Consider the following 20,852-nt stretch of genomic DNA (forward strand, 5'->3'; position numbering starts at 1 on the left):
TCTATCGCCCCCTCTTCAAAATGCTACCCCTAACCATTACTCTGGCAACGTTTAGCAATATCCCTATTGCGATAGCAACTAGTAGAGGTAAGCTGACCTTTATCATAAATCCGTTAGGTAAGACCTCTGAAGCGTATTCCAAAAACGCAGCGAAGAGGTAAGGTATGGAATACCCTACAATGCCAGCGTAATTGAAAGGCATCGCAACGAATGCAACGGGTAAGACAACGCTTGGAACCTCCTCTCCCGTTACTTTAACTTGAACCGGATAGCTCCCTAATAGGGGACTCACTACTACGCCCTTGAGCAAGGCTAGAATTGCTATTGGCAAGAGTATTGAGGCTCTTCGATAATCTAGTGATAGTAAGGCTAAGAAGAGACCGTAAGGAAGGATAGGGCTTCCGGAAAAGTAGTAGCAAGTAGTTGAGAAGATAAGTGAGCATATGGTCATGACGTCCAAGTTCAATGGAAACTTGGACGCGATAGCATAGATAACAGACGCTACTAGCATTGAGGCTGAGGCCTCTAACGGATCCAGCCAAAGGTATGCGAGGATCACTGCTAATATAAGCGGTACCTTGGAGGCTCCAACCATGGTATGACCCTCACTGAACCCATGGAACTTAATCGAGACATGAAATTTCTAAGCTCTATCTCAACTTTCCGCTCAATGATCTCAATAGCCGGAAACAAGTCCCTTACGTTCGGTATACACGCTAGAGGGTTCAAGAGGAAGTAGTTCGCTGCCCTTTTAATGGATGCGTTAGGCCCGATTACCAGTAAATCTGCGTTCTCCTTCACTTCCTTCATTCCGGTATCCCTAAGAAATTCCGCTACCGATTCAGCGAAGCTACGGAAACACTCGTTAATTTTCCAAGGACCTAGCTCTACGGAGAACGTTTTCAGATTGGGGTTTTTAACCACTTCCTCTCTAACCCTCTTTAATTCCTTTACCTTTACTGTGCCCATAGGGTTCAACGTTTTCCATATAACTAGCCTTGGTTCATCGCCAGGCCTGTACTCTCTGGCGCCCTCTATTTCGGGTATTGCTTGGTATCCGCCTTCAACCTCAATCACCTTAGCTAAACCGAGCTCCTCTATTTTCCAAACTGCATAGAATTCGTTAAGAGGGAGGTATCCAGAGCACTCGCATTTTCCCCTCTCTACCTTCACCAATATGCCGTTCCAATAGACGAACGGTTGAGTCTTCAGGTCTATTTGATATTCTAGAATACCACTAGAAGACTTGAGGGAGCCCTTCAATGGTTGGACCGAGGATACTTCAACTATTTCCGATTGCTTGGGTCCGATTACCTTAACAAGTAGAGTGTCTCCAAAGCGTTCGACGCTCCTCCTAACTTTTATTTTCTTCTTTTTATTACAGTTCACTGCTTGGATACTCGCAGCCGTGAGGATGGAGGACGCTGCGAGGACTGGTCCTAACCACGGGAAGAAAAGTATTGCAGATGCTAGACCTATCGATGAATATAGAGCTACCTTCCTTCCATCTTCGTTTAAAGAGCACTGCGCTGGTATTAGATATTCCCTCACTCTCTTACTTCACCCCGAACTTACCTATCACATACCCTAGGGCCAGTGAGTGATTAGTAAGGAACTCTGTTAAGTTGTTCGTCTCCAATTCACACGTATCCAATGCTATTACTAAGAAGTAATATCTGTGAACTTCTCCTTTAGGAGGGCACACGGGAAACCAACCTTTTTTCAATGCACTATTATAATAAACTTTAACAACGTTCCCATGCGCATCTACTAATTCGAATAGATGAAAGAACGTTCCGCCTCTAGTATCTGGGTCGAAAACTATTACAGCGTAACACGGGGCATCGTCATACCTACTCCATGAAATCTTAGGAACGCTTGCGTTACCGTAACACGTAAACTCCTTCTTTATAAATCCATTGGAGATCGCGTCCGTCTTAACTTCTATTAGCGGAAGTCTTGTCTTCTTTATAAAGGCCCTTATATTTTCGTCGCTTATCTCTATGTACTTTGTTTTAATCGATAACGAATATAGTTGATAGAACGCAAAGAGCGCTATACCAGCTACAACAACTATTAAAGCAATTGACTTCCTTTCAACTCTCAAGTTCATTTCGCTTTCACTGTAACGACCTACGCGAAAAGCGATAATAATATCTTTGCAGAACTTCAGAAACGGAAGGTGTCAATCGTAATGTCTTTCCCTTACTTGAGACCAAGGAGACTTAGGAAGAACTTATACTTACGAGACTTAGTAGCTGAAACTAGGGTTTCTCCCCGGGATTTCATATTTCCGATCTTCGTAAAAGAGGGAATAAGTGAGCCGGAACCAATAAACAGCATGCCCGGTCAGTATAGGTGGCCTGTAGAAAAAGTTACAAAGATAGTATCTGATGCGTTGGAACTCGGTGTAAGAAACGTACTTATTTTCGGTATACCTTCGTACAAGGACGAGCTCGGCTCCTCGGCCTATTCTAAAGACGGAGTGGTTCAGCGCGCCGTCAAGAAGATAAGGAAGGAATTTGGCGACGAAGTCGTAATACACACGGACGTATGCCTATGTCACTACACCACTCACGGTCACTGTGGCTTGTTAACTAGGAAATGCGTAGGCGATTTCTGCAGAGACGTTATAGACAACGACTCAACTATAGAGCTCCTAGGTAAGGTAGCGGTTACTCACGCTGAGGCCGGTGCGGATGTAGTAGCTCCGTCTTCAATGATGGATGGTATGGTAAGGACAATTCGAAAGGCTCTCGACGAAGCCGGGTTTACCGATGTTGCGATAATGAGTTACGCAGCTAAGTACGCAAGTGCCTTCTATGGACCCTTTAGGGAAGCTGCTGATAACGCTCCGCAGAAGGGCGATAGGAGAACGTATCAGATGGATCCGCGTAACGGCGAAGAAGCGATAAAGGAAGTTGCTTTGGACGTTGAAGAAGGCGCTGACATACTGATGGTAAAACCGGCCCTGGCCTACCTAGATGTGATAAGGCGCGTAAGGGAAGCCTTCCCGCATTACCCGTTAGCGGCTTACAACGTTAGTGGAGAGTATTCCATGGTTAAAGTAGCTGCCGCCAACGGACTCGTTGACGAGAAAAAGATCATCTTAGAGATACTACACGCAATAAAGAGGGCCGGTGCGAACGTGATAATTACTTATCATGCATTAGAGGCCGCGCAATGGCTTAAAGAAGGGTTGGATAGGGAACTTTTCTAATGCTCACTAACCAAATTTAAACTTCCAAAAAGTAACTCTGGTGATAGAAGATGAAGGCTCTAATTCTGGCGGGAGGGTTCGGTAAGAGACTAATGCCCCTCACTTCCGAGAGACCGAAACCAATGATAGAAATAGCGGGCAAACCCATTTTGGTATGGCAAATAGAACTTCTTAAAAGAAATAACATCAAGAACGTGGTAGTTACCATTGCCCACCTAAAGGAGGTAGTCATTAGAGAACTCGGGAGTGGTCACAAGTACGGCGTTAGCTTAGCCTATGTAGTAGAGGACGAACCCCTAGGTACGGGCGGGGCTATAGCTAACGCTAAGAGCGTATTAGAGGGAGAGGAGAAGTTCGTTGTTATGAATGGCGATATAATAACTAACTTGAACGTGTCTAAACTCTGTGAAGAATTAAAAGGAGATTTAGTAGGTACCATGGCCCTAGTCCCACTTCCGTCTCCCTATGGAATAGTCGTGTTCGATGAGAACTACAAGATAAAGGAGTTCAGAGAGAAGCCTAGGTTAGAGGACTATTACATAAACGCTGGAGTTTATTGTTTCACTAACGAAATATTTGACTACTTACCCAATACTGGAGATATCGAGAAGACCTCCTTCCCCAGACTGGCACGAGAAGGTAAGTTAAAGGCCGTAGTATTCAAAGACGTTTACTGGAAGAGTATAGACACGTATAAGGACGTCGAAGAAGCCGATAAATACCTGAGGGAAAACGAGTTATTTAGTGAATGAGGAATGGCATGCGAAGCGAGAGGGAGCGTTTTCGCTATATTGCTGTCTCTGAGTCTCTCATCAGCTTTCCTCTATGTAACGGCGTTATCTCTTCTGCAAATGAGTTTAGAGCCACTCGTCCTTTCGATGGGAGCTTTACCAATCTTAGGAATGCTTTTCGCCTTAGTACTAACGTTCACGTTATTTCAAACATGTAAGTAATTTTACTGAGAGTTTGTCGAAAGTTTTCGGGAAATGCCGTGAACGCTAAGTGTTATTTCCTCATTATGTCGGTTTCTATTCCGCTCTCAGTAACGCTGGCAGTAAGTGCAATGATTTACCTTATTGTTGGAATGAACGTAACTGATCCGTTATATGTTACAATCGCAACGCTACTTCTCTCGATACTCAGCGCAGTTTTGTCTTACGGAGCAATTGCTCTAGGTGCATCAAGTTGCCAATGAGGAAGAACATTTCGGTTATTGATGCGATTACATTCATTTATGGAGTTAAGGTAGAATGTAAGGAGCTAGAAGAAGTTAGAGTGAAGTATTCGAAGACGGGAATGCCTAGGTACATTATAGATCGAAATGGAAAGAGGCTCTTTACTGTTAGGTCATCGGACGGACTCCTAACTCTCTCTGAAGAATCTGCTAAGATACTATTCGATTGTTTGCCCGGAAAGGTCGGCAAGGTTTACGTTACTGAGCTACCGACAAAGACGGTTTTCAATAAACACGTCGTGGATGCAGACGAAAACTTGCTTAGGGGCGTAGACGCTTTAATAGTGAAGGACGATGAACTTATTGCATATGGTAGAACTGTCGTAAGTGGAAGGGAAATGATAACCCTTAACATGGGCGAGGCGATTAAAGTTCGGGGGAAGTTGGATTGGCGAAAGTGAAGTTCGTACCTACTGAGGCTGCTAAGGAGAGTTACGAAGGAGCTTACTTGGTTACAGGCTTCATGGGCTTTGGATTCGTGGGTGCTCTCTCGACTGAATACCTTGTCGAGAAATTGGACATGGTCAAAGTAGGATTCTTCATAACTAAGTACACACCAGACCAAGTCTCGTATTCTGAGAAGTATTCATTAGAGCTCCCCTTTGAGCTATACTACCACGAGAAGTCTAACTTGTTGGTCCTCTTGAACAGGTGGATTCCTCATGAAGTAGAGAAGTTTAGATACGCTCAATTCGTCGTTAAATGGGCTAAGAAGAACGGTGTGAAAGCGATATACGGTCTAGGTGGTCTCGATAGCTCCTTTAAAGAAGAGCCATCCGAAACCTTGAGATGGGTTAAGACTAGCTACTACAATGGCCCCTTACCGCAAGCGAAACCGATGGTAGGAGGCTTGAAGGTAATTGGACCATTAGCGCATCTACTCATTGCATCAGAAATAGAGAAGTTCCCGATGTTAGCCCTCTTACCCTATTGTGAATCAGCGAGTAGGCAAGACCCTCGAGCGTCAGCTATCGGAATAACGGAACTTGCGAAGTTGATTAAACTAGAAGTGGACGTTAGTGACTTATTTGCGAAGGCCGAGAACATGGAAAAGGAGATGGAGAAGCTGAAGAAGATACTTGAAATGAGTGTCTCAAAGAAAGATTCGTATTACATCTAGCGAAGTTTCTTAAATATCTCTTCTCGGAGTCTTTCTTCGTAACTCTTAGGACATTCCAGTTGTGAGAAGGGGTAAGCTACTTCCAAGCCCTTAGGAATTTCGAGCCCACAATTTATCTTGAGCTTCTCACCTTCTATTAATTGAGCTCTTTTGAGTTTAGTTATCAAGAAATGAATTGAAGGTGATAGTTCGTCTGCTATGAATAGTGCTCTATCGTAACTGTAGTCCGGGCACTCGAGTTCTAGGTTTTTGAGCATTTCGAGACCGTGTGAGGTCATTCTGCATCTGTAATCTACAACTTGGAACGCTCTTCCTATAGGTATTAGGCTTACCATCTCCTTGACAGCTTCTCTAACTTCGTTACTAGAGGTGAGTACCACGTTCGCGTCCCCTCTTAATAACGCCACGAGGGCTTCGCAAGGAGAGTTCGTTTCAATACATTTGAACTCGCTACATAGCTTATCTCTAAGAGGATCTGTGGGATAAATAGCCAACGGAAGTTCCACATTTAGGTCCTTGACTACCATTAACAGAGCGCCACATTGAGCGTGCTTTATCGATACTTGCATGATCTGAAGTTCCCGCTTCAGACTATGTGCTTCAAGCAGATATAGTACTTCTTGCCGTACTCGAACGATTCATTTTTGTCGCCATGGAGGACCACTAAAAATCCACCAATAGAGAAGAATTTCCTCTCTCCCTCGTCTTTATAGAACATGCCTATTCCACATAGGTCCTTCCCATCCTTATATTCGGGCAAGTTTTCTGAAATCTCAAAGATTCCTTGCTCTCCTTCAAAGAAGTTAAGAAGTTCATCGTGAACCATCATTTCAACCTTTCTTCCATCTTGGCATTCGAACGTTAGTACGTTTACAGAAGGTATCTTAGACCTCTCAATTTTTGAGACTTTGCCATCGCACTTCATTCATCCCGCTCCCATATCCACCCCCTCTGACTTATTCAAAAAAGTAAACCTCGAGCTATACTATAAGAGAAAAGGACAGAAAAACTAAGTCTAGAATCCATCCTCTCGAGGACCCGTGTGGAAAAAGATCACAGTTGGTATTGCACTGACGACGTTGATTCTATTCGCTTACGTTAAGTTGACTAATGCAGACGTAAGCGTATTACTTAAGATAAATCCTCTAGTACTATTAGCATCATCCTTCTTCGTTATCATTTCGGACATTGTGAGAGCGTATCGCTTGAAGGTATTAAGTAACTACGTTAAGTCCGGATTGAGCTTTAAGGAATCAGTGATAATTTGGGAAGCGAGTAGGCTCTTCGCCCTATTGACCCCCGGATTCTACGGAGGTGAAGTGCTAAGGATAGGTTATATTGCAAAGAAGTACGATTTGGCTAAGGGAATTGTTGTTAACGTGTTGGAAGTGACTTCAGAAAGCGCTGCCATTAGCGTAAATGCAATCCTTTCGTTTATTTTATTAAGTTCGTTCTTTGACTCAACGGTCAACGTTGCGTCGCTTACTTTCTCGCTCTTAATATCTGCTTTCTTGCTCGCTGTATCAGTATTGGTTCAATTAACTAAAAGGTGCCCGGGCAAACCCGAAAAACTCAAGAAATACTGCTTACCTCTCCTCGAGGCGTTTGAGGTCGCTGGCTTGGAAGCGTTCGGTGCAGCGTTTGCAATCTCCTTGGTAGGTGTGGTTATCTACGTATTCTCTATAGCTACCATAGCGCAAGCACTAAACGTTAATGCTTTCGTTGCCGCTTTAGTGTTCGCTTGTAGTCTACCAGCAACAGCCATTCCAATAACTCCAGGGGGGATCGGTCTTCCGGAAGCAATTGCGACCCTTGCCCTTCCAAATGCTTCTTCGGTTCTAATAGCTTGGAGGCTTCTCAACATATTGACTGTTCTAGCCTCGTCTCTTTTCGTGTTATCAATCTATGGCCGCGAAATTGTCTCCTATTTAAGGAATGAAGACTTCAAAGGATCTTCTGGGAAAGAATTAAGGTGTGAAATATAGGACTAAAATTATATATACAAAGCTCTGCTATCAGATAGATTGAGGTAAGGGCTTTTGGAGGAATCCAAGAACGTTCTGCCTATAACTCAAGGCGTTGTTCCGACCGGCAAGCTCAAAGAAATGAGAAAGAGGGCCCTAGAAGATCCTGAGGGCTTCTGGTCAGAGATAGCCAACGAATTGTACTGGAAGAAGGGCTGGGAGAAAGTAATTGATGGAGAAGCTCCGTACTTCAAGTGGTTCGTTGGAGGTAAAACTAACCTCTCTTACAACGCCCTCGACAGACACGTAAAGAGTTGGAGGAAGAACAAGGCCGCAATTATATGGGAGGGCGAGCCTGGTGACGTTCGCGTATTGACCTATTATCAACTATGGAAAGAAGTAAATAAGTTTGCTAACGTACTTAAGGACTTAGGCGTAAAGAAAGGTGATAGAGTAACAATTTACATGCCTATGGTACCTGAAGCAGTAGTAGCTATGCTCGCCACTGTTAGAATAGGTGCTATTCACAGCGTCGTGTTCTCTGGCTTTTCTGCAAAGGGTCTCGCGGAGAGGATAAACGACGCTCAAGCGAAAGTAGTCATTACTGCTGATGGAATGTGGAGGAGAGGTAAGAAGCTAAACTTGAAGGACATCGTCGATAAGGCCCTACAAGAAACGCCTTCAGTGGAGAGCGTTGTCGTCTACAACAGGTTAGGTCTGGAAGTGAACATGGAGGAAGGCAGAGACTACAAGTGGGACGACTTAATGGAAGGCGCCAAGACTTACGCCGAACCCGAGTGGGTTGAGAGCGAACATCCCTCCTTCATTCTATACACTTCCGGTACAACCGGTAAGCCTAAGGGAATCATTCACGACACAGGAGGTTACATGGTCGGCGTCTACGCTACTATGAAATGGGTATTTGACATAAGGGACGATGACATCCACTGGTGTACGGCCGATATCGGTTGGATCACCGGCCACTCCTATGTGGTGTACGGTCCGCTTCTACACGGAGCCACGACCTTAATGTACGAGGGAGCGCCGGACTACCCTAAGCCGGATCGCTGGTGGAGCATCGTAGAGAAGTACGGTGTAACTACCTTGTATACTGCACCTACTGCAATAAGGATGTTCATGAGGTATGGCGAAAAGTGGGTCGAGAAACACGATCTGAGCTCGCTAAGATTGCTGGGAAGCGTAGGTGAGCCTATAAACCCAGAGGCTTGGTGGTGGTACTATAAGTACATAGGTAAAGAGAAGTGTCCGATCGTTGACACGTGGTGGCAGACTGAAACTGGTCACATAATGATAAGCCCGGTTCCTGGAATAGAATTAGTGCCCTTGAAGCCAGGTTCCGCTACTTATCCGCTACCCGGCATTGATGCAGAAGTCGTAGATGAGAACGGTAATCCAGTACCACCCAACACTAGAGGTTACCTCGTAATAAGGAGGCCATGGCCCGGTATGCTCCACGGTATCTGGGGCGATCCGGAGAGGTACGTTAGGACTTACTGGAGCAAGTTCCCTGGAATGTACTTTACCGGAGACTATGCAATGAAGGACAACGACGGCTACTTCTGGATCTTAGGTAGAGCTGACGACGTAATTAAAGTGGCCGGTCACAGACTAGGTACCTTAGAGTTAGAGAGCGCGTTCGTCGCGCACCCAGCGGTATCCGAAGCAGCAGTAGTTGCCAAGCCTCATCCAGTTAAGGGAGAGGCAATAGTTGCTTTCGTCACCCTAAAGGAAGGATACCAACCCAGTGACGAGCTAAGGGAGGAGTTAAGGAAATGGATTAGGGACACAATAGGTCCCGTAGCCACGCCCGAAGAGATACACTTCGTAAGCAAGCTGCCCAAGACTAGGAGCGGAAAGATAATGAGAAGGGTCCTAAGAGCCGTAATAACTGGTCAACAACTGGGCGACCTCAGTACTCTCGAGGACGAGGCCTCTGTCGAGGAAGTGAAGAGAGCTGTCGAACAACTGAGAAAGGACTTGGGACTCTAGATCTTTCTTTTGAGCTAAACTAAATTACCCTTTTCTCCTTCTATTTTTGGGGTTAAGTGAGTTGAACGGTAAGATCACAGTAAAGGACGTCATGAGTACTCCAGTAGAGGTAATTAGGGATTCAGCGAGCATTAGAGAAGCTGCTCAGAGAATGATTGAAAGTGGAATAGGCAGCTTAATAGTTATCAACGATGAAGGCGAAGCCTTAGGCATTGTTACTGAGAGAGACATAGTACGCGCAGTAGCTGAAGGGATGGACTTAGACTCGCCAGTATCTAGTCTAATGAGTGAGGAGCTCTTAACCGTAGAGCCTACTACAAGCGTGTTAAAGGCACTTGAAATGATGAAAGCACATGGAGTAAGACACCTTCCGGTCGTCGAAGGCGATGAAATAGTGGGCCTAATTTCTCTAAGGGACCTAGCGTTCGCAGCAGCCACTGAGATGTTAATAAACAGGCTCTTACATACTCTCAAAGAAGAATTAGAGTAGATTCGAAATCTTAACCCCAATACCTATAACAAAAATATGTCTCTTTAAACTATAGGATGTAAAAAATGCCGAAGATACAAATTCAAAAAACGGAAGTACCCCTCCAAATAGAAAAGCCTCCTTCTAGGGACTTAGTTGAGAGGATGTGGGACGAAGCTGAAGAAGTAAGGTACATGTTATTGGACTCTAGAACAATAGAGGAAGCTAGAGGGGCGTTGTATAAATGGCTTTTCGATATGGAATTGAAATACCTAAGAGGAGACATGGACGTTCATCCGCTAATCCAAGCCCAAGCTTTGGAAGCAATAAAAGTTTTCAAACAAGTGATAGCGCCTCAGAACGAGGAACTAACTGGTTACTCTGCCCTCAAGTACCTTTACAAGTTAGCAAGATATGAAGGTCTTAACGAAGTAGATGAGGGATTCGTCCTAGAGTTCTTACATTTGTTTAAGGCAATATACGGAAGGCCTGACATATATCCGGCGAAGTATGCCGAAGGCCTAGGTTACTTCGATTTCTCCAAGATTAAGGGAAGGGAGGCCGGAATAGCTAGGAGCAATTATTTGGACAAACTGGCTACGAGGGTCTGGGAGTACATAAAGAGGTATCCCTCAGGCCTCGAACCAGAAATAATTGAAAAGAGAAAAGAGAATAGAAGGAAAATATTAGAAGTGCTAGGTGGAAAGGAGGATGATTGGTGGGATTACAAATGGCACTTTAGGAACGCTCTGAGGGGTAAGAGGGCTATAGACGTACTTAAAAAGCTATTGAAGGGACTAAGCGAAGACGACTGGAAGGCCCTAGAGGAAGCAGTTAAATATAACGTGCCCTTTGGCATAACTCCATACTACTTGCACCTGTTCGACTTCGAAGAAGGATGGAAGAGAGATTACGCAGTTAGGAGACAAGTGCTTCCACCGCTTCATTACGTAAAGGAGATGGTAAGTCACTTAGACGAAAGGGAATATTACTTCGACTTCATGGGTGAACACGATACTAGCCCTCACCCGCTAATAACTCGAAGGTATCCAATGGTAGCAATACTTAAGGCCGCCCACACTTGCCCACAGATTTGCGTTTATTGTCAAAGGAACTGGGAAATAATGACTGCAATGGATAAAAGCGCTATACCGACTCGAATGACCATAGACGAGGCCATAGATTGGTTTGCCGAGCACCCCAACATTATAGACGTCCTCGTTACGGGCGGAGATCCATTCATACTAAGAGATGAGGACATAGAGCACATCGTAAAGAGGTTAAGTGAGTTAGATCACGTGAAGATGATAAGGTTCGGTACAAGAACACCAGTTACCGTTCCCATGAGGATTACGCCTGAACTAGCGGAAATGCTAGGTTCGTACATAGAGCCAGGCAAGAGGAACGTTCACGTAGTTACTCACTTCGAACACGCTTACGAAGTTACGCCGGAAGTGGCGCAAGCCGTATCCAACCTAAGGAAGAACAAGATATACGTGTACAACCAACAAGTCTACACCTTCTGGAATAGTAGGAGGTTCGAGACCTCGGCGCTGAGAATAGCTTTGAAGAGCGTGGGTATAGATCCTTACTACACGTTCTATCCTAAAGGTAAATGGGAGACGAAAGACTATCTAGTCCCGGTCGCTAGGATAGAGCAAGAGAGGAAGGAAGAGGCTAGGGTACTACCCGGAACGTTTAGGACTGAGGAACCCGTCTTTAACGTTCCAAGACTAGGTAAGAACCATCTAAGGGCATGGCAAGACCATCAAATAATAATGATAAGGCCCGATGGTAGGAGGGTCTACCTATGGCATCCATGGGAAAAGAACATACAGCTAGTGGCTCCCTATATATACACAGACATGATCTCAATTAGAATGTACCTAGATAAACTAAAGGAAGTGTTCAACGAAGACTTAGAGGACTATAAGAGCATATGGTATTACTACTAACCGGATGACAATGAAACTGTATTTCCTACCAATAGGCTCCTACGAGCCGCATCCAACACTTCCCTATGATATAGATACAAGGATTGCTAGGGCCTTTGCCGAAATATTAGCTAAAGAGGTTGGAGGTACGGTTCTACCTCCCCTAAGCTATTCCTCAAGTTGGGAATGGGAGGGAAGTATTAGCTTAAGGATTGAAACCATTTCTTTATTACTGAGAGATTTAAATTCCTCAATAATTAGAATAGGTGGAAGATTAATAGTGATCAATGCACACGGAGGTAACGTTGGACTATTAGATGCAATAGCCCGACAAGAGGGTTTCTACGTAATCCATTTCTATAAAGCATGCGGAATAAAGCCCGGTCACTCGGGTGAAGTAGAATGCAACGTCGCGAAGGCTCTTGGCCTAATAGATAGGACGTGCAGTAAAGGATCCAAATGGCCCCGAGAAGCGATCGTGAAGCCGCGAATAGAACTAGGAAGCTACGATGAGGAGGAATTAGAGTTTCACGAGGTGTTAAGCAAGATTCAAAGGTGTGCTTTCAAACTCGCTAATGAGATCTCCAAGCTTTCCTAACGCCAAACAATTAAGGATCCTTGAGTTACATTAATGGGTCCGTCGAGTTTGATACCAGTCACAACGATGGTCGTAGGTAAAGGTACTGTTTCTACCAAGATAAAGGGGGAATACCATAGGAAGAAGCCATCTCGTTTCACTGAATACTTCAGACCACTAGTATTTTGGAATATTACCTACCAATGCAATCTCAAGTGTCTTCATTGCTATATAAGAGCGAAGGCCCAGAGGGATCCAAATGAACTAACTACGGAAGAGGCCGTTAAATTAGCTCGTGAAATGGTAGATATGAGGATACCCTTAGTTATCCTTTCAGGTGGCGAACCCCTCATCAGGAAGGACTTCTGGGAAATAGTAGAACCAATGGCAAAAGCACAGTTCCCTAAACTTTCCTTAAGTACGAATGGAACCCTAATAACTAAGGACGTAGCTCAGAAACTCAAAGATTACGATTTCAGTTACGTGGGAATTTCCATAGATTCAATAGTACCTCAATACCACGATAAGTTTAGAGGAGTTCCCGGTGCTTTCGAGGCGACTCTTAGGGGAATAAAGAACAGCATTGAAGTTGGCCTAGACGTTGGCATCAGGACAACCATTACGAAATATAACGTAAATGAAGTTCCAGATATAGTTAAGTGGAGCGCAGATCAAGGCATAAAGAGAGTCTCGTTCTACTTACTAGATACTATAGGAAGGGGAGAAGAGATAAAGGATTGGTTACCAACGCCCGAACAGTTGAGATGGATGGCTGATAAATTAATTGAGCTTGCAAGGGAGTACGCCGACCAACTAGAAATATTGGTCGTTCGAGGTAACTTCATGGGTATATACATCGCGAGTAAGCTAGCCAAGAACGAGGAGGAATTCAAGGAATACTTGAACATGCTACAAGCACAAGGAGATTGCGGGAGGAAAAGCATTAGCATCTATCCGAACGGGGACGTCAAACCTTGTCAGTTCATCGATTGGACAACGTTAGGAAACGTGAGGAATCAGAGCTTGAGAGAAATTCTTAGGAAGGACAACCCCGAACTCCAACCCTTCCTAAATATAGCCCAGTACTTAAAGGGTAAATGCGGCAAATGCCCGTTCAAGGAGATATGCGGCGGAGGTAGTAGAGGTAGAGCATGGGCGATTACTGGAGATCCTTGGGGCGAAGATCCTCTATGCTTTATAGAACCGGAGGAACTCTTGAAGATAACAACTTACGGAACAGCCTCCTAAGGTTAATATCTAAAAGATTTCTCTTTTAACGAGTCCAAAAGCTCCTCCATGTAAAGTGGCAGTTCCAAAGGTGCCATAAGGAGCTTCGACGTTTCCGTGGTAGTTATTGCAATTCTCATTAATTCAATTGCGTCCCTCATCTGGAGGGGGAGACATATTAATCTTTCGTCTTCCTCCATGTATTTAGTATCCTTCAAGATCGCAATCCTCATACCCTTTCTAAGGATCTCTTTAATTACATCGCTCTTACTCGATTCCATTGAATGAAAGATCCATAACCCAGATGGAGTTACGCCAACGCCGCAGTTCCACATAACGTCAATGACCTTTGCGTTAATAGATTGATTTGGGTTGGCATCAATAGTTACTGGTTCAATGCCTAGCGATCTAAGGAGAGAACCGTATCTCTCGATTAACCTTTGCTTTAAGTCTCTCTTTCTGGAACTCTTTTGCTTCATGCTTCTTACGTCCGCCGAGCTCATTGGATGGTATATCAGAACTCTCTCCGTATTACTAATGAGAATTTCATATATTTTTAATACGTCCTTAAGGTCGTTAGGTCTCAGGTAAGCGTCACACGCAAACGCAAGTTTGTTCGGTGTGGAGGATAAGCTAACTAATCTCCCTTCGAAGTACGCTTTGAGGAGTACGTCCTCCTCCGTCCCCAGAGCCCTTGCTAAAGCCCTTATCCACCTAAACTTGACCTTCTTTGATTGAGACGTAAGCTCGGTTCTAGGAACTCTCGCTATTTCTATTGCTTTCTTAATTTTGTTTCCTCTGGAGTCCTCGTATACCCCGAAAGTAATTGCCAGCCCATTGTAAGGATTAATGGCAGTCCACTTCTTAACGAGCTTGAGGTTTAGTCTTCCCTCGCTCCTCACTTTACCTCCGGAAGAAGGATGCGAGTAAGAGTTAAGTAAGGATTGGCTACGAATATAGTTTAGCTAAAGTAAATAGAAAAAAACTCAAGAAAATTATTCGGTTTCTAAAAACGATTCGTAGTTTTCCATAAAGAAGTACGTATCGTCCGTTAGACTTCTTTCAAATCTGCTTGCAACTCTTTTCAATTGACTCTCACTTACATCGTGTTCTATTATCAAGTCGCTTACTTGCGGTTCTACGATGAAGTCTTCTAGGGCTATCAGTAGTTGTTCCTTGGTTCTACTCCCCTTGTGCACAGATTTGCCCCGATGGAGACACATTCATTACCAAATATTAATCACGGCTTAACGTTTCAGTAGGCGAACGGGGCCGTTCGCTTGAATTTTCGAATACCAGTTCGTTAACTAAAGACATGGGGTCAACTTGTACCCATTTCTCCTTGAATATTTCCTTACATTCTCTTAATATATTCAATATCTCTTCGTCCCTTAACTTCAAATGCCTAACCACAATGAAGGGTTTTCCGGACTTCAAGGCGTTCAAGAAAATCTCCCTAATTCCGGGAAGCTTAAGCTCCATAGGGCCTATTTCATCTATTGCAATTACTTGGCAATCGCTCTTAAAGGCATTGGAAATGAGTTCAGCTGCCTCCCGGCACACTCTATACCTACCTACTCGAGGGCCATCGCAACCATCTACCTTAGCCAGCCACGATTCCTTATTGGTAGAAATATCGATTACTTTGAAACCTATCCTCTTATTGTTCACTCTAACTTCGGGGCATACTATTCCGCAGACCTTTACTCCCTTCGACCTTAGGATGTCAATTACTTCCTTTATTAATGTACTCTTTCCGGAACCAGGTTCGCCTGTTATTGAAACGCAATCCAATCATATGCCCCCAACTGCTTCTCGGAACGCCTCTATTAGTCTCCAATCAGCCACCTTTCCCCTCGGTACGTAAGGGGGCCTTTTCCATCCTCCCCTAACTAACTTCGGTAGCGCATCTATTCCAGCTTCAACTAAACCAGTAGAAGTGAATATCCTTACCTCATCGGCCCTCCCAGTCTCTGCTATGCTCTCTATAACCGCTTTCACGTGCTTGATGGCTTTTATTGCGTATTCTTCCATAGCCATTTCCGAATCTTCCTTTCTTAATACATGATACCTTTCCTCGTGCTTTAGGTTCTTAGGACAAGTGTCGGTACAGTAACCGCAGTTAGCGCACTTCCATATATCTATCTCGTTTAAAACTATTCGTTTTCCGTCTAGCGCATCTCTAGGATCGTGAGAAAACCTGAATACCTTGAGCAGCGCGTGAGGTCCAACGAACTGAGAATCAACGTAACTTACCGGACAGACCGAATAGCATATTCCGCACCATATGCATTGCGCAGAGCTCCATAGAACCTTTTGTATTGAAGGAGATATGGGTGTCCACTTGTCGCTCTTTAACGCTTCCTCCTTAGGCACAAGGTACGGTCTGACTTTCACCATTCTCTTTTCGAATTCCCTTCTATCGGTGATCAAGTCCCTTATAACTTCCATGTTATCTAGGGGCTCTACAACTATTGTGCCTTTACCTTCTTCAGCAGCTTCTAGGGCATTGGTCATGCAAGCTAACTTCGGTTGACCGTTTATCTTAACTGCGCAGTTACCGCAAACTCCCATTTTACAAAGGGGCCTGTAAGCCAATGTAGGGTCGATTTCCTCCCTAACCCTTTGAAGGGCCACAGCTACGGAAGTGTACTTGTCGACATCTATTTCGTACTCTTGCCACCAAGAGCCTCTCTTGGGATCCCTTCTAGCTACCTTTAGTTTTACCTTAGGCAAAGAGCCAAACCCGTGAATTATTGGCTCGCTTCTCCTTTTTTGACTTCCGAGCACGTCTTAAAGCGGAGAGATACATCTCAGCTTCGGAGGTAAAGCTTGGACGTTTTAGATGAGCTATGGAACGTGATAAAGGACAGAATGGCGAACCCTAAGGAAGGCTCGTATACGTCTAAATTGATCTCCAAGGGGAAGCCCTACGTCGCAAGGAAGGTTGGTGAAGAGGCTGTTGAAGTAATAGTTGCTGCTCTCTATGAAGGCAAGGATTCGCTAATATACGAAGCTGCCGACTTACTCTATCATCTAATGGTTTTGCTCGCGGTAAGTGGAGTTGAATGGAAGGAAGTATTAAGGGAGTTAGAAATTAGAAGGGGGAAGAAGTAGTGCTTGCCGCAATAGTTGACTATGGTATAGGCAACACGTTCAGTATAAGGAACACTCTCGAGAAAATAGGTATTAGAAGCGTTCTTACGAAGGATTCGGAAACGATTAAGAGGGCGGACTTGGTCGTCTTGCCTGGCGTTGGATCACACAAGGCTGCAATGAGTAACATAGAGCGGTACGGTCTCTTGAAGTACCTCACGGAACCACGTAACTGGATTCTCGGAATATGTTTAGGCCTCCAGTTGTTATTTGAGAGAAGTGAGGAAGGCGGTTTAAGGGGACTAGGTCTCGTTAAGGGCGAAGTAATTAGGTTCAGGAACGTTAGAAAGGTACCCCATATGGGGTGGAACGAAGTCGAAGTAAAGGGAGGCGAGTTTTCCGAATTAAACGGTAGGAACTTCTACTTCGCCCATAGCTATTACGTACCGAGCCCCAATCCCTACGAAGTCGGCGTAACCGAATACTCGGGTACGCGGTTCGTATCAATATTAGTCAAAGGCAATGTTATAGGTACTCAATTTCACCCGGAGAAGAGCTCGAGGAACGGCAAGGCGTTCTTAACTATTTTAAGAGATATTATAAGACGTTAGATCAATTTCCTCTAAAATAGATCTCGCGCTTCGACATTCAAAGCTTCAACTTTTGTTCAACCGATTACAGTCTTTACACGGCGTGAAAAACATGAAGAAGTTCGGTGACTTAATATACACTCCCGAACAAGCTCCCCAAGAAGTAATTAGTAAGGCAGAAACGCACACTCCGAAGATAGAGGCCCCTGATACCGTTAAGGCGGGCGAGCCGTTCGAGGTGAAGGTCTCAGTAGGTCCTCACGTCATGGAACCACAGCACTACATCGGATGGATAGAATTATACTACTATGAGGAGGGCCGCCAATACAACCCGATCTTCGTAGGTAAAGCGGAATTCAGTACTTACACTGAACCAAAGGCCACCTTCACGTTAAAGGTCCAAAAGAGCGGCGTGCTTTACGCAATTTCATACTGCAACCTACATGGTCTATGGGAAAACAGGAAGGAAATAAAGGTCGAGTAACGTCCTAGAATCTTCGTTTTTAGAACCCTTTTTCCGTATACACGTAGGGTTCATGTGATGAGAATTCTAATTGGCGGTTTAAACGGAACTGGCAAGAGTTCCGTTTGTAAGGCGCTCGAGTCTAAATACGGCATCAAATGTGCCCACGTGCCCCCTCTGTGTTACGTGAAGGACGTCTTTACTCCCCTTTCGTTCGAAATATACTCTCTTCAGCGAATAAGTAGTTACGTGTACTTGGGAGAAGCAATAGACGAGTCTCCTCTAACTATAGCCCTTTACTTGAAGGCACTTCCTTTCTATGCTTCCGAAATTAGTACTCACGAACACTTGTACGACGAAATGGTTAGTGGTATAATCCAGTTCTCGAAAGAATTGAGGAGAGAGGGAGCGAAATTCGTCTGGCTTACCGCACCCATCCACGTAATACTTTCTAGGTTAAGGAAAAGCGAGGAATGTCCGCCTAGAGGACTCTGGAACTCGGACCCCATTGAATTAGGCGCTTTAAGTTCGATTGAAAGGAACTTCTTGGAGGTAATTGACGACCTTATAGACTTGGTAATAGATACGGGCAAGAGAACTCCTGAAGAAGTTGCCGATGAGGTGATGAAAGTTGTTGATAAGGATTGAAACAGAAGTGAGACCGACGGAGGACGAGAGGAAGGTCTTGAAGGCTTTAAAGAGGCTCTTCAACGCGGAATTTCAATTAATTGAGAGAGGCGAGGGATGGAAAAGTTTCGTAGCTGAATGTAGTGACAAGAGTTGTTTAGAGCCACTGAGAGCGGCGATAATCGGGAAAGCTTTGTCATCCACCTTTAAGTCCATGCTCAGATCTCTAATAAGGGGTTCCGACTTCCTCATCTTTAAACTTAACAAACAAGCTGCCTTCGCCGGCGTTCCGAGTTTCGCGGAAGAGGACGTCGACTCTCCCATGGGACCTATTACGGTTGAGGTAACTGGTTCTAAGGAGGAATTAATTGAGCTGATCAATTGGCTGGTGGGTGAGGAAAGTGGTAGTGATATACAGCGTGATACTAATAGAAGGACGGAAGGTGAGCCACTGCGATCTTAAGTTAGAGGATGGAAAGATTGTTCTAGAGCTTCTCGGGAGCAGGATGGATGGTAAGGGTAGGAAGGGATTATCTAAGTCTATGGATCTACTCTTATATAAGATAGAAAAAGAAAAGAGAAAGAAGTATGGCTTAAAAGAGAAGTTACTGGAACTGGACTTGAACGATGTGAAGTGCTGGAGGGTAGAGGAACATACGGGTAAAGGATTATCGAGGGAATATCCAAATACTTTCCTCTTCTTGATAAGGGACAAGAGGGGGAATCAGTACAGGATCTTAGTATCTAACAAAGTCTTTAAGCTATTCATGGATACAGTAGTTAAACAGCTTAGAAGAATGGAAATAGGTAAGTGTTCTTAATGCATTTATTTAGTACTTCCTTATATTTCCTCCTTACGTGAAGTTCCAAACTGATCGTAACTGCGTCCTTCCAATCGAGTACCTTGACCTCGGGAAGTAAGGCAAGGGAACTTAATGTAACCACCTCAGCTACCCCCTTCAAGTCTCCCTTTAGACCTCTTGCGTTAATCCTTATTGCTTCAAACAACACATCGGCTTTCTCCTCTGCTATTGATTCCTCTCTTTCCACTATTTTCTCTAAATCGTCCCTTAGGGCGTCGAACCAGTACTTCCCGTACTCCATAGCATAAGCCTCAATAACTTCCAATACCTCATCTAGCTCCTTACACGCGTATCTCCTAGCCAATCGAGGGGGTAGCTCAAGTAGGGGATAGTGTTTAACCTTGGCTAAAGTATGTATGGAGAGTTCCCGGAGGTACATGGTCTCAGTGAATTCACTCCATCTGTAGCTTATGTTCCTTTCGGTAATATATTAATTTTAGTTTGTAACGCGATTCTGTCCTTATAGGAAGGGAATTCTCTAGCTCTCGAAATTTCGTCTTTGGATAACTCAATGGTTAGAATACCTATCCCTTCTCCAAGCTCTATAGCTTCCCCACTAGGAGTGGCTACGACGCTGTGACCACCGAACGGTCCGTATTTACCCTCTCCCCATCTATTAATTCCTATGGAATAAGCTAAGTTCTCGTAACCTCTAGCTTTTACTAAGGCCTTCCATACTTTCACACGACTTCTCGGCCACGCTGCTGGGACCAGAATTACTTCCACTCCTTGCCGGAAGGGTTCGTATAGCAATTCCGGAAACCTTACCTCGTAACATATTATCACAGAGAACTTGAAGTCCCAAAGCTCGAAAACTGACGGTGGATTGCCAACGGAGAAAAGGTCTCGCTCGTTCATCAAATCGAACAACATCAACTTCTTTCTAACGTGAACTACTTCTTTATCTTTGAATATAATATAGGCATTGTATAGTTTCCCGTTTTCCTCTAACAGTCCTCCAACGCCTATCGCTTTCCCCTTACTTAATTCCCTTATTTCAGACCAAATGCCGTTTATAGTGAAGTTGCCCTCACCTATTTCGAAACCCGTTAGGAACATTTCCGGAGTTAAGTAGAAGTCTGCCTTTACGTTTCTCAGCATCATTTTAAGTAGTTCTATATTGGATTCCGTATCACTATCTCTAGAAGGGAGTTGAAGAAGGGCTAACTTCAACCCGTCTACTTCCCGCAAGCTCCTCTCAAGGGACAAGTATCGCACCCCTCTTCTTCCTTGCTTTGGAAGTAAGGACAGTTAAGGTAGTCATCGTAGCATGGATATATTCTAGCATCTACTTTAGATTGGATTGCCATGCAAAGAACCGTTGAATCCTTCAGAGGTACCGCATATGGACACATAATCGAACACCCTTCGATTAGCTTAACGGACGAATAATTCTGTAGCAGTTAACTTTTCTTACCTTCTGGGGATCGGTGCCGGCGTAGTAGCTCATTCGGAATC

At 44.4% G+C, this 20,852-nt stretch carries 29 protein-coding genes; 17 read left to right on the plus strand and 12 right to left on the minus strand.

What is annotated here, in order from left to right; translation table 11 throughout:
• Position 1: 1 nt before the first annotated feature.
• The 3 genes from EYM_RS06650 to EYM_RS06660 are packed head-to-tail and all read right to left on the minus strand — an operon-like array spanning position 2 to position 2,113.
• The gene (locus EYM_RS06650) at positions 2-595 is read right to left on the minus strand and encodes a hypothetical protein (protein ID WP_075050313.1); all 594 of its coding nucleotides are present in this window, start codon (positions 593-595) and stop codon (positions 2-4) included.
• Positions 562-1,551, minus strand: a complete 990-nt coding sequence (locus tag EYM_RS06655; protein ID WP_075050314.1) for a DUF58 domain-containing protein — start codon at positions 1,549-1,551, stop codon at positions 562-564. The genes EYM_RS06650 and EYM_RS06655 overlap by 34 nt, the downstream gene beginning before the upstream one ends.
• Before the next feature lie 4 nt (positions 1,552-1,555).
• Complete coding sequence (locus tag EYM_RS06660; protein WP_075050316.1) at positions 1,556-2,113, minus strand: YbhB/YbcL family Raf kinase inhibitor-like protein; 558 nt, start codon at positions 2,111-2,113, stop codon at positions 1,556-1,558.
• A gap of 81 nt (positions 2,114-2,194) precedes the next feature.
• Between EYM_RS06660 and hemB the strand changes: the two genes are divergently transcribed.
• From hemB to EYM_RS06680, 5 genes are all read left to right on the plus strand, one after another.
• On the plus strand, positions 2,195-3,220 hold the full coding sequence (gene hemB, locus EYM_RS06665) for a porphobilinogen synthase (RefSeq protein ID WP_075050318.1): 1,026 nt from the start codon (positions 2,195-2,197) through the stop codon (positions 3,218-3,220).
• 50 nt (positions 3,221-3,270) lie between these two features.
• Positions 3,271-3,972 (plus strand): nucleotidyltransferase family protein, encoded by a 702-nt coding sequence (locus EYM_RS06670; protein WP_075050319.1) that lies wholly within the window; start codon positions 3,271-3,273, stop codon positions 3,970-3,972.
• A 239-nt stretch (positions 3,973-4,211) separates the two neighbouring features.
• Complete coding sequence (locus EYM_RS07845) at positions 4,212-4,415, plus strand: hypothetical protein (RefSeq protein WP_157058796.1); 204 nt, start codon at positions 4,212-4,214, stop codon at positions 4,413-4,415.
• Positions 4,412-4,855: a PUA domain-containing protein gene (locus EYM_RS06675; protein ID WP_236943457.1), complete on the plus strand. Its 444-nt coding sequence runs from the start codon at positions 4,412-4,414 to the stop codon at positions 4,853-4,855. Before EYM_RS07845 ends, EYM_RS06675 begins: the two co-directional genes overlap by 4 nt.
• Positions 4,852-5,574 (plus strand): proteasome assembly chaperone family protein, encoded by a 723-nt coding sequence (locus tag EYM_RS06680; protein ID WP_075050651.1) that lies wholly within the window; start codon positions 4,852-4,854, stop codon positions 5,572-5,574. Before EYM_RS06675 ends, EYM_RS06680 begins: the two co-directional genes overlap by 4 nt.
• Here the strand turns inward: EYM_RS06680 and EYM_RS06685 are convergent.
• Together EYM_RS06685 and EYM_RS06690 are read right to left on the minus strand one after the other, a co-directional pair.
• Positions 5,571-6,143 carry a hypothetical protein gene (locus tag EYM_RS06685; protein WP_075050322.1) on the minus strand — a complete coding sequence of 191 codons (573 nt, stop codon included), beginning with the start codon at positions 6,141-6,143 and terminating at the stop codon, positions 5,571-5,573. The genes EYM_RS06680 and EYM_RS06685 overlap by 4 nt on opposite strands.
• Positions 6,144-6,160: 17 nt before the next feature.
• Positions 6,161-6,499 carry a DNA-directed RNA polymerase subunit G gene (locus EYM_RS06690; RefSeq protein ID WP_075050324.1) on the minus strand — a complete coding sequence of 113 codons (339 nt, stop codon included), beginning with the start codon at positions 6,497-6,499 and terminating at the stop codon, positions 6,161-6,163.
• Between the two features lie 115 nt (positions 6,500-6,614).
• Between EYM_RS06690 and EYM_RS06695 the strand changes: the two genes are divergently transcribed.
• The 6 genes from EYM_RS06695 to EYM_RS06720 all read left to right on the plus strand — a co-directional run bounded on the left by EYM_RS06695 (position 6,615) and on the right by EYM_RS06720 (position 13,776).
• The gene (locus EYM_RS06695) at positions 6,615-7,559 is read left to right on the plus strand and encodes a lysylphosphatidylglycerol synthase transmembrane domain-containing protein (protein WP_075050326.1); all 945 of its coding nucleotides are present in this window, start codon (positions 6,615-6,617) and stop codon (positions 7,557-7,559) included.
• A 54-nt stretch (positions 7,560-7,613) separates the two neighbouring features.
• Positions 7,614-9,548, plus strand: coding sequence for an acetate--CoA ligase (gene acs / locus EYM_RS06700; protein ID WP_075050327.1), 1,935 nt, complete (start codon positions 7,614-7,616; stop codon positions 9,546-9,548).
• A gap of 61 nt (positions 9,549-9,609) precedes the next feature.
• Positions 9,610-10,038, plus strand: a complete 429-nt coding sequence (locus EYM_RS06705; protein ID WP_217221077.1) for a CBS domain-containing protein — start codon at positions 9,610-9,612, stop codon at positions 10,036-10,038.
• 65 nt (positions 10,039-10,103) lie between these two features.
• Positions 10,104-11,972: a KamA family radical SAM protein gene (locus tag EYM_RS06710; RefSeq protein ID WP_075050329.1), complete on the plus strand. Its 1,869-nt coding sequence runs from the start codon at positions 10,104-10,106 to the stop codon at positions 11,970-11,972.
• Between the two features lie 10 nt (positions 11,973-11,982).
• On the plus strand, positions 11,983-12,549 hold the full coding sequence (locus tag EYM_RS06715) for a creatininase family protein (protein ID WP_075050331.1): 567 nt from the start codon (positions 11,983-11,985) through the stop codon (positions 12,547-12,549).
• Positions 12,550-12,597: 48 nt separating this feature from the next.
• Positions 12,598-13,776 carry a radical SAM/SPASM domain-containing protein gene (locus EYM_RS06720; RefSeq protein WP_075050332.1) on the plus strand — a complete coding sequence of 393 codons (1,179 nt, stop codon included), beginning with the start codon at positions 12,598-12,600 and terminating at the stop codon, positions 13,774-13,776.
• A gap of 2 nt (positions 13,777-13,778) precedes the next feature.
• On the opposite strand, the gene EYM_RS06725 is transcribed toward EYM_RS06720, so the two are convergent.
• The 4 genes from EYM_RS06725 to EYM_RS06740 all read right to left on the minus strand — a co-directional run bounded on the left by EYM_RS06725 (position 13,779) and on the right by EYM_RS06740 (position 16,491).
• Positions 13,779-14,657 carry a hypothetical protein gene (locus tag EYM_RS06725; protein WP_075050334.1) on the minus strand — a complete coding sequence of 293 codons (879 nt, stop codon included), beginning with the start codon at positions 14,655-14,657 and terminating at the stop codon, positions 13,779-13,781.
• A gap of 93 nt (positions 14,658-14,750) precedes the next feature.
• Positions 14,751-14,954: a hypothetical protein gene (locus EYM_RS06730; protein WP_075050336.1), complete on the minus strand. Its 204-nt coding sequence runs from the start codon at positions 14,952-14,954 to the stop codon at positions 14,751-14,753.
• Between the two features lie 37 nt (positions 14,955-14,991).
• The gene (locus EYM_RS06735) at positions 14,992-15,549 is read right to left on the minus strand and encodes a nucleoside-triphosphatase (protein WP_075050337.1); all 558 of its coding nucleotides are present in this window, start codon (positions 15,547-15,549) and stop codon (positions 14,992-14,994) included.
• The gene (locus tag EYM_RS06740; protein WP_075050338.1) at positions 15,550-16,491 is read right to left on the minus strand and encodes a succinate dehydrogenase/fumarate reductase iron-sulfur subunit; all 942 of its coding nucleotides are present in this window, start codon (positions 16,489-16,491) and stop codon (positions 15,550-15,552) included.
• 96 nt (positions 16,492-16,587) lie between these two features.
• Here EYM_RS06740 and hisE point away from each other — a divergent pair, with 96 nt between their 5' ends.
• The 6 genes from hisE to EYM_RS06770 all read left to right on the plus strand — a co-directional run bounded on the left by hisE (position 16,588) and on the right by EYM_RS06770 (position 19,352).
• Positions 16,588-16,872, plus strand: a complete 285-nt coding sequence (hisE, locus tag EYM_RS06745) for a phosphoribosyl-ATP diphosphatase (RefSeq protein ID WP_075050340.1) — start codon at positions 16,588-16,590, stop codon at positions 16,870-16,872.
• Positions 16,872-17,462, plus strand: a complete 591-nt coding sequence (gene hisH / locus EYM_RS06750; protein WP_075050342.1) for an imidazole glycerol phosphate synthase subunit HisH — start codon at positions 16,872-16,874, stop codon at positions 17,460-17,462. Before hisE ends, hisH begins: the two co-directional genes overlap by 1 nt.
• Positions 17,463-17,553: 91 nt before the next feature.
• A complete protein-coding gene (locus EYM_RS06755; RefSeq protein ID WP_075050343.1) occupies positions 17,554-17,925 on the plus strand; it encodes a class II SORL domain-containing protein in 372 nt (123 codons plus the stop codon).
• A gap of 57 nt (positions 17,926-17,982) precedes the next feature.
• Positions 17,983-18,552: a cytidylate kinase family protein gene (locus tag EYM_RS06760; RefSeq protein WP_075050345.1), complete on the plus strand. Its 570-nt coding sequence runs from the start codon at positions 17,983-17,985 to the stop codon at positions 18,550-18,552.
• A complete protein-coding gene (locus EYM_RS06765; protein WP_075050347.1) occupies positions 18,536-18,994 on the plus strand; it encodes an RNA-binding domain-containing protein in 459 nt (152 codons plus the stop codon). The genes EYM_RS06760 and EYM_RS06765 overlap by 17 nt, the downstream gene beginning before the upstream one ends.
• A gap of 43 nt (positions 18,995-19,037) precedes the next feature.
• Complete coding sequence (locus EYM_RS06770) at positions 19,038-19,352, plus strand: hypothetical protein (protein ID WP_168050248.1); 315 nt, start codon at positions 19,038-19,040, stop codon at positions 19,350-19,352.
• Here the strand turns inward: EYM_RS06770 and EYM_RS06775 are convergent.
• The 3 genes from EYM_RS06775 to EYM_RS07850 form a co-directional block, all read right to left on the minus strand.
• Entirely contained in the window at positions 19,321-19,698 is a 378-nt protein-coding gene (locus EYM_RS06775; protein WP_157058797.1) for a hypothetical protein, read from the minus strand. The genes EYM_RS06770 and EYM_RS06775 overlap by 32 nt on opposite strands.
• A 104-nt stretch (positions 19,699-19,802) precedes the next feature.
• A complete protein-coding gene (locus EYM_RS06780) occupies positions 19,803-20,603 on the minus strand; it encodes a carbon-nitrogen hydrolase family protein (RefSeq protein ID WP_075050352.1) in 801 nt (266 codons plus the stop codon).
• Positions 20,573-20,749 carry a hypothetical protein gene (locus EYM_RS07850; RefSeq protein WP_157058798.1) on the minus strand — a complete coding sequence of 59 codons (177 nt, stop codon included), beginning with the start codon at positions 20,747-20,749 and terminating at the stop codon, positions 20,573-20,575. The genes EYM_RS06780 and EYM_RS07850 overlap by 31 nt, the downstream gene beginning before the upstream one ends.
• Between the last annotated feature and the right edge of the window lie 103 nt (positions 20,750-20,852).

The sequence above is a fragment of the Ignicoccus islandicus DSM 13165 genome, from assembly GCF_001481685.1.
Lineage (GTDB): Archaea > Thermoproteota > Thermoprotei_A > Sulfolobales > Ignicoccaceae > Ignicoccus > Ignicoccus islandicus.